We start from the raw sequence: 12,142 nt of genomic DNA, 5'->3' as shown, positions 1-12,142 counted from the left end.
AGTCCGACTCCCACCTCTGCGCGGCAGGTAAAACTGCAGCTCAGTGGTCCGGTCGCTCGGTCCGAGGTTACTCGGCTCGAGTTCCTCCAGTGCGAGGAGATGAGGGATCGGCGTGAGCCGTGAGTTCGTCTGATCGGTCGACATCGGGCCCCGCATGGTGAGAGTCATTCACCGCAGCGGGGCTTTTTTGTTGGGAATCCGGGCGTACGGGCTGCTGGCGGTCTCGAGACAAGACCGTTCAACCTAGGAGGCCCCATCAGCACTGAGACCCGCATCAACGATCGCATCCGAGTTCCCGAGGTCCGCCTCGTCGGACCCGGAGGTGAACAGGTTGGCATCGTGCGTGTTGAAGATGCACTCCGCTTGGCCCTCGAGGCCGATCTCGACCTGGTCGAGGTGGCCCCCGACGCTCGCCCGCCGGTCTGCAAGATCATGGACTACGGCAAGTTCAAGTACGAGGCCGCGCAGAAGGCTCGTGAGTCGCGCAAGAACCAGCAGCTCACGGTCATCAAGGAGCAGAAGCTCCGCCCCAAGATCGACGATCACGACTACGAGACGAAGAAGCGCAACGTCGTGCGCTTCCTCGAGGCCGGATCCAAGGTCAAGGTCACGATCATGTTCCGCGGACGTGAGCAGTCGCGTCCGGAGCTCGGTTTCCGGCTGCTGCAGCGTCTCGGTGCAGACGTCGCGGATCTCGGGTTCGTGGAGACGTCCGCCAAGCAGGACGGTCGAAACATGACGATGGTGCTCGCTCCGCACAAGGGCGCGAAGACCCGTGTCAAGGCGCAGGAGAGCGCCGCCGCGCCGCCGGCGCAGCGGGCAACTCCCGCACCGGCACAGGCTCCGGCGACACCTGCGGAGCAGGCGGGCGGCACTACGCCCGGCGAAGCGCCGACCAGCTAGTCCGACTACACCAGCACGACCCGGATCACCGTCCGGATACTAAAGAACTGAGGACTCCATGCCCAAGTCGAAGACCCACAGCGGCACCGCGAAGCGATTCAAGGTGTCCGGCAGCGGAAAGATCCTGCGCCAGAAGGCCGGTCGCCGCCACCTGCTCGAGCACAAGGCCACCAAGGTGACCCGTCGCCTCGATGGCGTGGCTGTCGTCAGCAAGGCTGACACTCCTCGCATCAAGCGCCTGCTCGACATCTGAGTCGACACCCCTTTTACTGACCACCCGGGGCAGCTCACCGCCCCAAGATTGACAGGATTTTTCAGTGGCACGCGTAAAGAGGGCGGTAAACGCCCAGAAGAAGCGTCGTTCGATTCTCGAAGCCTCCAGCGGCTACCGCGGACAGCGCTCGCGCCTGTACCGCAAGGCCAAGGAACAGCAGCTCCACTCGCTGACCTACGCCTACCGTGACCGCCGTGCGCGCAAGGGCGACTTCCGCAAGCTGTGGATCACGCGTATCAACGCCGCTGCACGGGCGAACGACATCACGTACAACCGCCTGATCCAGGGTCTGCGTCTGGCCGAGATCGAGGTCGACCGCAAGAACCTCGCCGAGCTGGCAGTGTCCGACGCCGCGGCATTCGCCGGCCTCGTGGCCCTCGCCAAGGCAGCCCTTCCGGCTGACGTGAACGCTCCGGCCGGAGAAGCAGCCTGAGTCTCGCACCCGGGCCTTTCGAGCCTCGGAAACGACCCGTGGACCCGCTCACCGAGCGAACCCCACGGGTCGTTTCTGCTGTGAAGCTGCTGCGCACCGCGGAACGACGCAAGGTCGGGCGCTTCCTGGTGGAGGGGGAGAACTCCGTCGGCGAGGCGCTCGCCACCCACCCGGTGCACGACCTCTTCTACACCGCGGACGCCGAGCAGCGGTACTCGACGCTGATCGACCGGGCGCACGCCGTGGGTGTCCGCACGTCGCTGGTGACGGATCGGGCGGTTCGCGCGCTCAGCGACACGGTGACCCCGCCGGGGCTCGTCGCGGTGTGCGATCTCCTCGACGTTCCGCTGGCCGAGGCGATGGGTCCCGGAACCCGCCTTCTCGCGGTTCCCGTCGCGGTCGCGGAGCCGGGCAACGCGGGCACCGTCATCCGCGTCGCGGACGCGGTGGGTGCGGACGCGGCGATTCTCGCGGGCGACAGCGTCGACCCGCACAACGGAAAATGTGTCCGGGCATCCGCCGGAAGTCTCTTCCACCTTCCGGTGGTGCGTGAACGGGACACGGCCGCGGTTCTCGACAGCATCAGCGCCGCGGGCATCCAGTTGCTCGCCACGGCGGCGGACGGCGAAGTCGATCTGGACGACGCCGACGAACTCCTGGCCCGCCCCACGGCGTGGTTGTTCGGCAACGAGGCCCATGGCCTCGACGCGCCCACCGCGGCGCGAGCGGACCACCGGGTGCGGATCCCGATCCACGGTCGCGCCGAGAGCCTCAACCTGGCGACGGCGGCGTCGATCTGCCTGTATTCGAGCGCGCGGGTCCAGAACCGCAAGCGAACCGACAGCTGAAACGGCGAAAATCGGATCGCATAGGATTTGACGGCGAGCTGTTTCGGTTTCGTCGTGAGTGTTGACTGAAAGAACGTAAGGAGTGGCACCGGTCGTGGCTAAAAAAGAGGGCGCTGCCTCCACGGGGGTCGAAGGCGGCGCGGTCGATGCGAGTGCGCTCACCGAGGACGCCCTGACCGCGGCGGCGGAGAGCGCCGAGAAGGCGTTCGCGTCGGTGGCGGATCTCGACGACCTGGCGAAGGCCAAGGTCGAGCACATGGGCGACAAGTCGCCGATCGCCCTCGCCCGCCGCGGACTGGGAGCCCTTCCGGGCAAGGAGAAGGCCGACGCGGGCAAGCGCGTGAACGTCGCCCGCACTCGGATCAGTGCGGCGTTCGACGAGCGCCGCGCCGTGCTGCTCGCCGAGCGCGACGCCGCCGTTCTCGTGGCCGAGGCCATCGACGTGACGCTGCCGTCGCAGCGTCAGCCGGTGGGCGCCCGCCACCCGATCAGCATCATCTCCGAGCAGGTCGAGGACGTGTTCGTGGCCATGGGCTGGGAGGTCGCCGAGGGGCCGGAGGTGGAGACCGAGCACTTCAACTTCGATGCCCTGAACTTCCTGCCCGATCACCCCGCGCGGACGATGCAGGACACGTTCCACATCGCACCGGAGGGTTCGCGACAGGTGCTCCGCACGCACACGTCGCCGGTGCAGGTGCGCACGATGCTCTCGCGCGAGGTGCCGATCTACGTGGTGTGCCCCGGGCGGACGTTCCGCACCGACGAACTCGACGCGACACACACCCCCGTCTTCTCCCAGGTGGAGGGGCTCGCGGTCGACAAGGGCCTCACCATGGCGCATCTGCGCGGCACGCTCGACGCGTTCGCCCGCGCACTGTTCGGTCCCGAGACCCGCACCCGGATGCGCCCGAACTACTTCCCGTTCACGGAACCGTCCGCCGAGGTGGACGTGTGGTTCCCGAACAAGAAGGGCGGCGCGGGCTGGGTCGAATGGGGCGGCTGCGGAATGGTCAACCCGAATGTGCTGCGCGCCTGCGGAATCGACCCCGACGTGTACACCGGGTTCGCGTTCGGCATGGGGCTCGAGCGCACACTCCAGTTCCGGAACGGGATCCCGGACATGCGCGACATCGTCGAGGGCGACGTGCGGTTCACGCTGCCCTTCGGTGTCCAGGGCTGACCCCGCGTCACCCGGATCCCGTCCACCACAGTCACGACATTTTTACGAACGAGAGAGCTGAGCAGACGTGCGAGTAGCGCAATCCTGGCTGACCGAGATCCTGCAGCGTGCCACCCCGGGCTGGGACGTCACCGCCGAGGAACTCGACGCAGGTTTCGTCCGGGTCGGGCTCGAGGTCGAGGAAGTCGACCGGCTCGAGCCCGTCGACGGCCCCCTCGTGGTCGGCAAGGTTCTCGAGATCACCGAGCTCACCGAATTCAAGAAGCCGATCCGCTTCTGCAAGGTGGATGTGGGAGCGGCCGAGCCTCAGGGCATCGTGTGCGGCGCCCGGAACTTCGCCGAAGGCGACCTCGTGGTGGTCGCGCTCCCGGGCGCGGTCCTTCCCGGTGGTTTCGCCATCGCGTCCCGCAAGACGTACGGGCAGGTCTCCGACGGGATGATCTGCTCGGTGGCCGAACTGGGCATCGGCAAGGACCACTCGGGCATCCTCGTCCTCGAGCCGGGCACCGCGCTCCCGGGCGCGGACGCCAACGAGTTGATGGGTCTGCACGACACTGTCATCGAACTCAACATCACCCCGGACCGCGGCTACTGCTTCTCCGTCCGCGGGCTCACCCGTGAACTGGCGTGCGGGTTCGACCTGGACTTCGCCGACCCCGCCGCGGTGCCGCCGTCTCCGGCGGACGGGGAGGCGTGGCCGATCCGCGTCGAACCCGAGTCGAAGGCGACCCGCTTCGCCGCCCGCCGGGTGACGGGTATCGATCCGAATGCGGTCAGTCCGTGGTGGCTGCAGCGCCGGTTGCTGCTGTCGGGTGTCCGGCCGATCTCGCCGGCCGTCGATGTCACCAACTACGTTCTGCTCGAACTGGGCCAGCCGCTGCACGCGTTCGACGCCGCGAAGATCAGCGGCGAGCTCGTCGTGCGCCGCGCGGTGGCGGGGGAGAAGCTGACGACTCTCGACGAGACCGAGCGCGTCCTCGATCCCGAGGACGTCGTGATCGCCGACGATTCGGGGGTCCTGTCGCTGGCAGGCATCATGGGTGGTGCGTCCACCGAGGTCGGACCCGGAACCACCGACATCCTGCTCGAGGCGGCCACGTGGGATCCGCTCGCGGTGTTCAAGACCGCGCGCAGGCACAAGCTGACGAGCGAGGCGGGCAAGCGTTTCGAACGCGTCGTCGATCCCGAGATCCCCGTCGCGGCACTGGACCGCGCTGCCGCACTGCTCGTCGACATCGCCGGCGGACGGGTCGAGTCGGCGCTCACCGACATCGGCGAGGTCACCCCGCACCAGCCCATCCACATGGACATCGACCTCCCCGACCGCGTGGCGGGCGTCGACTACCCCACCGGCACCGCGGCACGCCGCCTGACGCAGATCGGCTGCAACGTCGAGGTCGGCGTCAGCGACAGCGGGCACGGCCAGCTCGTCGCGGCCCCGCCGTCGTGGCGGCCCGACCTGATGCAGCCCGCCGACCTGGTCGAGGAAGTGCTGCGCCTCGAGGGTCTCGAGAAGATTCCGTCGGTGCTGCCCGCGGCCCCCGCAGGTCGCGGGTTGACGCCGACGCAGCGCCGCAAGCGAGCCGTCGGCCGCGCCCTGGCGTTCTCGGGGTACGTCGAGATCCTTCCCCCCGTCTTCCTGCCGACCGCAGTCTTCGACACGTGGGGGCTGGACCCGGAGGATCCGCGCAGGAACACCGGCCGGGTGCTCAATCCGCTCGAGTCGGATCGGCCGGAACTGGCCACGACGTTGCTGCCCGGACTGCTCGAGGTCCTCGCCCGCAACGTCTCCCGCGGTCAGCGCGACCTGTCGCTGTTCGGCATCGCGCAGGTCGTGCTGCCCGGCGCGGACACGAAGCCGGTCGCGGCGCTGCCGGTGGACCGTCGTCCGACCGACGAGCAGATCACGGCGCTGCTGCAGTCGCTGCCGGATCAGCCGGTGCACGTGGCGGCGGTGCTCACCGGGCAGCGTGAGCCGAGTGGTCCGTGGGGCGCGGGACGCGCAGCCGACGCCACCGACGCGTTCGCCGCAGCCCGCACGGTGGCCGCCGCGGCCGGTGTCGAGCTGGAGTTCCGCGCGACGCAGTACCTGCCGTGGCACCCGGGCCGGGGTGCGGAACTTCTCGTGAACGGCGTAGTCGTCGGACACGCGGGCGAGTTGCACCCCGCGGTGCTCGAGCGCGCCGGGCTTCCCCCGCGGACGAGTGCCGTGGAGATCGATCTGAGTGCCCTGCCGTTGGTGGAGAATCTGCCCGCGCCGAAGGTCTCGCCGTTCCCCGCCGTCCTTCAGGACGTGGCGGTCGTCGTCGACACCGCGGTGCCCGCCGCCGAGGTCCAGGCGGCCCTGCGGTCGGGTGGCGGGGAACTCCTCGAGGACATCCGGTTGTTCGACGTGTTCGAGGGTGAGCAGGTCGGGGAGGGTCGGAAGTCGCTGGCGTTCGCGCTGCGATTCCGGGGCACCGACCGCACTCTGACCGAGGACGAGGCGAGCGCCGCTCGCGACGCCGCGGTCGCAGCGGCGTCCGCTGCGGTGGGTGCCGAACTGCGCAGCTGACCCGTAGCCTGGGTGGAGGGCCCGGGACGGTGAGGAGCAGGCGATGACCGAGGTGCGCGACGTCGTGGCGGCGGCCAGTCAGTTGACCGACGCCGAGTTCCTCGAGGTGGTGCGCGCGGTGGCCGCCGGACGTCCGGGTCTCGGCGCGCTTCTCGCGGCCGTGGACGTGGGTGCGGCGATTCCGGCCGAGGATCCGGTGACCGCGGAGGTCGTGCCCCACGTCGTACCGGGTGTGCCGGAGCCGGACTACACCCCGGGAGGTGTCCCGACGTTCGACCGCGTACGTGAGCGGATCGAGGGACGGTTCGGCACGGCGATGGGCTCCTCGGAACTCGCGCACGACAGCCCGTCGGGGCAATCGCTGGAGGATGCGTGGGAGAAGCGGGAGAAGGCGGGTAAGGCCAAGCTCGACGAGATCCGGCGGTCGCTCGGCAAGCAGTGACCGCGGTTTCCGTCCCGCCGGAAGACCACGTTGTGTATTAGCTTGCATGATGATGCATAATCAATCGTATGACTGAGCACGCGGGAAAACCGATCAGGATTGCCGTCGCCGGCGCGAGCGGATACGCCGGTGGCGAAGTGCTGCGTCTGCTGCTGGGGCACCCGTCGTACGCGGACGGTTCGCTCGTCATCGGCGCGCTCACCGCCGGCGGCAACGCCGGCTCGACCCTGGGCTCGCACCATCCGCACCTGCTTCCCCTCGCCGACCGAGTACTGGAAGACACCACCGTCGACACGCTCTCCGGCCACGACGTGGTGTTCCTCGGTCTGCCGCACGGCAATTCGGCGCAGTACGCGAAGGACCTGCCCGAGTCCACGGTCATCATCGACTGCGGCGCGGACTTCCGGCTGACGAACGCCGAGGACTGGGAGCGGTACTACAAGAGCCCGCACGCAGGTAGCTGGCCGTACGGACTTCCGGAACTCCCCGGTGCCCGCGAGAAGTTGGCGGGCGCCACCCGCATCGCCGTCCCCGGGTGCTTCCCGACGGTGTCGAGCCTGGCGATGGCTCCCGCGGTCGCGGCGGGCGTCGTCGAACCGCGGGTCACGATCGTCGCGGTGACCGGCGCGTCCGGCGCGGGACGTGCCCCCAAGGCCGATCTGCTCGGCTCCGAGGTGATGGGTTCGGTCCGCGCGTACGGCGTCGGCGGCGTGCACCGCCACACTCCGGAGATCATCCAGAATCTCTCCGAACTCGCCGGTGAGCGTGTCACCGTGTCGTTCACCCCCGTGCTGGCGCCCATGCCGCGCGGCATCCTCGCCACCTGCACCGCGGTTACCGCGGCGACCGAGGACGAGGTGCGCGCGATCTACGAAAAGGCTTACGCGGACGAGCCGTTCGTGCACGTGCTGCCCCAGGGCGTGCTGCCGCAGACCGGGGCGGTCGTCGGATCGAACGCGGTCCAGATCGCGGTGACGGTCGACGCCGACGCCGGCCAGATCGTCGTGATCGCCGTGATCGACAACCTTGCGAAGGGCACCGCCGGGGGAGCGGTGCAATCGATGAATCTTGCGCTTGGACTACCCGAGACCGCCGGTCTCTCGACAGTGGGAGTTGCCCCGTGAGCAGTGACAGCACGATCGATCCGCACCCGACCCGGGAAGTCGCCGGCGGCACCCTGGTCCGCAGCCAGGGGGTGTCGGGGCCCGCGGGCTTCCGCGCGTCCGGGATCAAGGCGGGTATCAAGGCGAGCGGCAACGCCGACCTGGCCCTCGTCCTCAACGAGGGGCCGGAACTCGCGGCGGCGGGCGTCTTCACCGCGAACAAGGTGAAAGCCGCCCCCGTGCTGTGGTCGCAGCAGGTGCTCACCACGGGCCGGCTGCGCGCCGTCGTGCTCAATTCGGGTGGTGCCAACGCGTGCACGGGTGCGGGCGGATTCCAGGACGCGCACAAGACGGCCGAGGAAGTGGCGTCGGCGCTGAGCAACTGGGGCACCGAGACCGGTGCCGTCGAGGTCGCGGTGTGCTCGACCGGTCTGATCGGCGACCGCCTGCCCATGGACAAGGTCCTGACCGGCGTCACGGAGGCCGTCCACGAACTCGCAGGCGGAATCTCGGGTGGCACCGACGCCGCGTACGCGATCATGACCACCGACACGGTGCCGAAGCAGGCCGCTCTGCATCATGCGGGCAAGTGGAACGTCGGCGGGATGGCGAAAGGCGCCGGCATGCTGGCGCCGGCGCTGGCGACGATGCTGTGCGTGGTGACGACAGACGCCGTCGCGACCGCCGCTCAACTCGACGCCGCGCTGCGGGCCGCCACCCGGCTGACGTTCGACCGACTGGACGTCGACGGTGCCACCTCGACCAACGACACCGTGCTGCTGCTCGCGTCCGGTGCGAGCAACGTGACACCCACCCAGGACGAACTGAACGCGGCCGTGACGGCCGTCTGCGACGATCTGGCCGATCAGATGATGGCCGACGCGGAGGGCGTCACCAAGCGGGTGCGGGTCACCGTCAGCGGCGCGGTCAGCGAGCACGACGCGCTGATCGGGGCCCGGACGGTGGCGCGGGACAGCCTCGTCAAGACGGCGCTGTTCGGTTCCGACCCCAACTGGGGCCGGGTCCTCGCCGCGATCGGCATCGCGCCGATCGAACTGGACCCCGACAAGATCTCGGTGTCGTTCAACGGCGCCCCCGTCTGCATCGACGGCGTCGGCGCCCCGGGTGCGCGGGACGTGGACCTGAGCGACATCGACATCGCCCTCGACATCGACCTGGGTCTGGGCGAGCACGCGGTGACCATCCGGACCACCGACCTCTCGCACGCCTATGTCGAAGAGAACTCGGCGTATTCGTCATGACAGCGGCCAGCGAAGCGCTCACCGGCATCACCGATCACCAGAAGGCACACGTCCTGGCGGAGGCGCTGCCGTGGCTGCAGCAGTTCCGCGACAAGGTCGTCGTCGTGAAGTACGGCGGCAACGCGATGGTCGACGACGCGCTGAAGACGGCGTTCGCCGCCGACATGGCGTTCCTGCGGACGGTCGGAATTCAGCCGGTCGTCGTGCACGGCGGCGGCCCCCAGATCAATGCCATGCTCGGAAAGCTCGGCATGACAGGGGAATTCAAGGGCGGCTTCCGTGTCACCACCCCCGAGGTGATGGACGTCGTCCGGATGGTGCTGTTCGGTCAGGTCGGCCGCGAACTGGTCGGGCTGATCAACGCCCACGGACCGTACGCCGTCGGGATCTCCGGCGAGGACGCACATCTGTTCACCGCCACCAAGCGCACCGTGATGGTCGAGGGCAGGCCGACGGACATCGGACTCGTCGGCGACGTCACGACCGTGAATCCGGAGGCCGTTCTCGACCTCATCCGCGCGGGCCGAATTCCCGTGGTGTCCACCATCGCCCCCGACTCGGACGGTGTGGTGCACAACATCAACGCGGACACCGCTGCCGCCGCGCTCGCCGAGGCCATCGGCGCCGAAAAGCTCGTGGTCCTCACGGATGTCGAAGGGCTGTACACGAACTGGCCGGACCGCGATTCGCTGGCCACCGAGATCGACGTGGACGCGCTCGCGCAACTGCTGCCGAGTCTCGACGCCGGCATGGTGCCCAAGATGGAGGCCTGCCTGCGCGCGGTCCGCGGCGGGGTACCCAGCGCGCACGTCATCGACGGCCGCCTCGCGCATTCCGTTCTGCTCGAACTGTTCACCGGCGAGGGCATCGGCACGATGGTCACGCCCGCCCCGACTTCACCTACCGAGGGAGTTGCCCCATGACCGGAACCCCGGAACTCCAGCAGCGCTGGTCCGGCGCCCTGATGAACACGTACGGCGTCCCCCGGGTGGCACTCACGCGCGGTCAGGGCGCGGTGCTCACCGACGCCGACGGCAAGGAGTACGTCGACTTCCTCGCCGGCATCGCCGTCAACATCCTCGGGCACGCACACCCGGCGATCATCGAGGCAGTCACGACGCAGTTGTCGACCCTCGGGCACGTGTCGAACCTGTACGCCAGCGAGCCGGCGATCGAACTGGCCGAGAAGCTGCTCTCCCATCTGGGCGCACCCGGGCGCGTGTTCTTCTGCAACTCCGGGACCGAGGCCAACGAGGCCGCGTTCAAGCTCGCGCGGGCCACGGGACGATCGAAGATCATCGCGGCGGAGAACTCCTTCCACGGCCGGACGATGGGCGCTCTCGCGCTCACCGGGCAGGCCGCCAAGCGCACGCCGTTCGAGCCGATGCCTCCGGGTGTCGTGCACGTGCCGTACGGCGACCTCGACGCACTCGACAAGGCCGTCGACGCCGACACCGCAGCCGTGTTCCTGGAGCCGATGATGGGCGAGGGCGGAGTCGTCGTTCCGCCGGAGGGATACCTCGCAGGTGCGCGGCAGATCACCGCCGATCGCGGCGCCCTGCTCGTGCTCGACGAAGTGCAGACCGGGATCGGCCGCACCGGCTGGTTCTACGCTCACCAGGCGGTCGGGATCGTGCCCGACGTCATGACTCTCGCGAAGGGTCTCGGTGGCGGGATGCCGATCGGCGCGTGCATCGCCACCGGCGCGACCGCGGACCTGTTCGGGCCGGGCAAGCACGGCACGACGTTCGGCGGGAACCCCGTCTGCGCGTCGGCGGCGCTCGCCGTGCTGCGGACCATCGCCGAGGACGACCTCATCTCCCGCGCCGACACGCTCGGCAAGACGCTGTCGGCAGGCATCGAAGGTCTCGGCCACCCGCTGATCGACCACGTCCGCGGCGCCGGACTGCTGCTCGGCATCGTCCTCACCCAGGACGTGGCCCCCGCGGTGGAGAACTCCGCCCGCGAGGCCGGATACCTGATCAACGCCGCGCAGCCGGGCGTCGTCCGGCTCGCTCCGCCCCTCGTCCTCACGGACGAACAGGCCGAAGGATTCGTCGCGGCGCTGCCTGCGATCCTCGACAACGCGCAATCGGCCGCTCAGCCGGGAAAGCAGTGACGACCGTGGTGAAACACTTTCTCCGGGACGACGACCTCACCCCCGAACAGCAGGCCGAGGTCCTCGAACTCGCCGCCAGGCTGAAGAAGGCCCCGTTCGCCGAACGTCCGCTCGAGGGCCCCCGCGGGGTCGGCGTGATCTTCGAGAAGAACTCCACCCGCACCCGGTTCTCGTTCGAGATGGGCATCGCGCAGCTGGGCGGTCACGCGATCGTCGTCGACGGGCGCAGCACCCAGCTCGGCCGCGAGGAAACGTTGCAGGACACCGGCCGCGTCCTGTCGCGGTACGTCGACGCCGTGGTGTGGCGCACGTTCGGGCAGAAGCGGCTCGAGGCGATGGCGTCCGGCGCCGACGTCCCGATCGTCAACGCGCTGTCCGACGAGTTCCACCCGTGCCAGGTCCTGGCCGACCTCCAGACCCTCGCGGAGCGGAAGGGCTCCCTGAAGGGTCTGAAGCTCACCTACCTCGGTGACGGCGCCAACAACATGGCGCACTCGCTGATGCTGGGCGGCGTCACCGCCGGCGTCGACGTGACCATCGCCAGCCCCGAGGGATTCGCACCCCTGCCCTGGGTGGTCGACGCAGCCCGCGCGCGGGCTGCCGACACCGGCGCGACCATCACCCTCACCGAGGACCCGCAGGCGGCGGTCGTCGGAGCGGACGCACTCGTCACCGACACCTGGACGTCGATGGGTCAGGAGAACGACGGACTCGACCGGGTCGGACCGTTCCGCCGGTTCCAGATCAACGAGGCGCTGCTCGCGAAGGCCGACGCCGACGCGGTGGTCCTGCACTGCCTGCCCGCCCACCGCGGCGAGGAGATCACCGACGCCGTCCTCGACGGACCGCAGAGCGTCGTCTGGGACGAGGCGGAGAACCGCCTCCACGCGCAGAAGGCACTGCTGGTGTGGCTGCTCGCACAACGAACCGGGGACCGTCCGTGAATGCGGCACCGCCGCAGCGCACCGGTGCGGCACCGCCGCAGCGCACCGGTGCGGCACCGCCGCAGCGCACCGGTGCGGCA

12 protein-coding genes are annotated in these 12,142 nt (G+C 69.3%); all 12 read left to right on the top strand.

Annotation, left to right across the window (positions count from 1 at the left end):
* The first annotated feature begins 255 nt into the window (after positions 1 to 255).
* Positions 256 to 903, top strand: a complete 648-nt coding sequence (gene infC, locus P3H15_RS37655) for a translation initiation factor IF-3 (RefSeq protein ID WP_072949281.1) — start codon at positions 256 to 258, stop codon at positions 901 to 903.
* Between the two features lie 58 nt (positions 904 to 961).
* Positions 962 to 1,156 carry a 50S ribosomal protein L35 gene (gene rpmI, locus P3H15_RS37650; RefSeq protein ID WP_005247390.1) on the top strand — a complete coding sequence of 65 codons (195 nt, stop codon included), beginning with the start codon at positions 962 to 964 and terminating at the stop codon, positions 1,154 to 1,156.
* Positions 1,157 to 1,220: 64 nt separating this feature from the next.
* Complete coding sequence (gene rplT / locus P3H15_RS37645) at positions 1,221 to 1,610, top strand: 50S ribosomal protein L20 (RefSeq protein ID WP_005247385.1); 390 nt, start codon at positions 1,221 to 1,223, stop codon at positions 1,608 to 1,610.
* Positions 1,611 to 1,648: 38 nt separating this feature from the next.
* The gene (locus P3H15_RS37640; protein WP_206012634.1) at positions 1,649 to 2,458 is read left to right on the top strand and encodes an RNA methyltransferase; all 810 of its coding nucleotides are present in this window, start codon (positions 1,649 to 1,651) and stop codon (positions 2,456 to 2,458) included.
* A gap of 94 nt (positions 2,459 to 2,552) precedes the next feature.
* Positions 2,553 to 3,638 carry a phenylalanine--tRNA ligase subunit alpha gene (gene pheS / locus P3H15_RS37635; RefSeq protein WP_276141913.1) on the top strand — a complete coding sequence of 362 codons (1,086 nt, stop codon included), beginning with the start codon at positions 2,553 to 2,555 and terminating at the stop codon, positions 3,636 to 3,638.
* A gap of 67 nt (positions 3,639 to 3,705) precedes the next feature.
* Positions 3,706 to 6,192, top strand: coding sequence for a phenylalanine--tRNA ligase subunit beta (gene pheT / locus P3H15_RS37630; protein WP_276141912.1), 2,487 nt, complete (start codon positions 3,706 to 3,708; stop codon positions 6,190 to 6,192).
* A gap of 43 nt (positions 6,193 to 6,235) precedes the next feature.
* Positions 6,236 to 6,634 carry a hypothetical protein gene (locus P3H15_RS37625; RefSeq protein ID WP_206012632.1) on the top strand — a complete coding sequence of 133 codons (399 nt, stop codon included), beginning with the start codon at positions 6,236 to 6,238 and terminating at the stop codon, positions 6,632 to 6,634.
* A 68-nt stretch (positions 6,635 to 6,702) separates the two neighbouring features.
* The gene (gene argC, locus P3H15_RS37620; protein WP_276141911.1) at positions 6,703 to 7,758 is read left to right on the top strand and encodes an N-acetyl-gamma-glutamyl-phosphate reductase; all 1,056 of its coding nucleotides are present in this window, start codon (positions 6,703 to 6,705) and stop codon (positions 7,756 to 7,758) included.
* Positions 7,755 to 8,999 carry a bifunctional glutamate N-acetyltransferase/amino-acid acetyltransferase ArgJ gene (gene argJ, locus P3H15_RS37615; protein ID WP_276141910.1) on the top strand — a complete coding sequence of 415 codons (1,245 nt, stop codon included), beginning with the start codon at positions 7,755 to 7,757 and terminating at the stop codon, positions 8,997 to 8,999. Before argC ends, argJ begins: the two co-directional genes overlap by 4 nt.
* On the top strand, positions 8,996 to 9,922 hold the full coding sequence (argB, locus tag P3H15_RS37610) for an acetylglutamate kinase (RefSeq protein ID WP_276141909.1): 927 nt from the start codon (positions 8,996 to 8,998) through the stop codon (positions 9,920 to 9,922). Before argJ ends, argB begins: the two co-directional genes overlap by 4 nt.
* The gene (locus tag P3H15_RS37605) at positions 9,919 to 11,118 is read left to right on the top strand and encodes an acetylornithine transaminase (protein WP_276141908.1); all 1,200 of its coding nucleotides are present in this window, start codon (positions 9,919 to 9,921) and stop codon (positions 11,116 to 11,118) included. The genes argB and P3H15_RS37605 overlap by 4 nt, the downstream gene beginning before the upstream one ends.
* Positions 11,115 to 12,062, top strand: coding sequence for an ornithine carbamoyltransferase (gene argF / locus P3H15_RS37600; RefSeq protein WP_276141907.1), 948 nt, complete (start codon positions 11,115 to 11,117; stop codon positions 12,060 to 12,062). Before P3H15_RS37605 ends, argF begins: the two co-directional genes overlap by 4 nt.
* Positions 12,063 to 12,142 lie beyond the last annotated feature (80 nt).

The organism is Rhodococcus sp. T2V, assembly GCF_029269925.1.
GTDB lineage: Bacteria > Actinomycetota > Actinomycetes > Mycobacteriales > Mycobacteriaceae > Rhodococcus_F > Rhodococcus_F koreensis.
The sequence above is the reverse complement of the archived record's forward strand: the minus strand, read 5'-3'. Positions and strand labels throughout refer to the sequence as shown.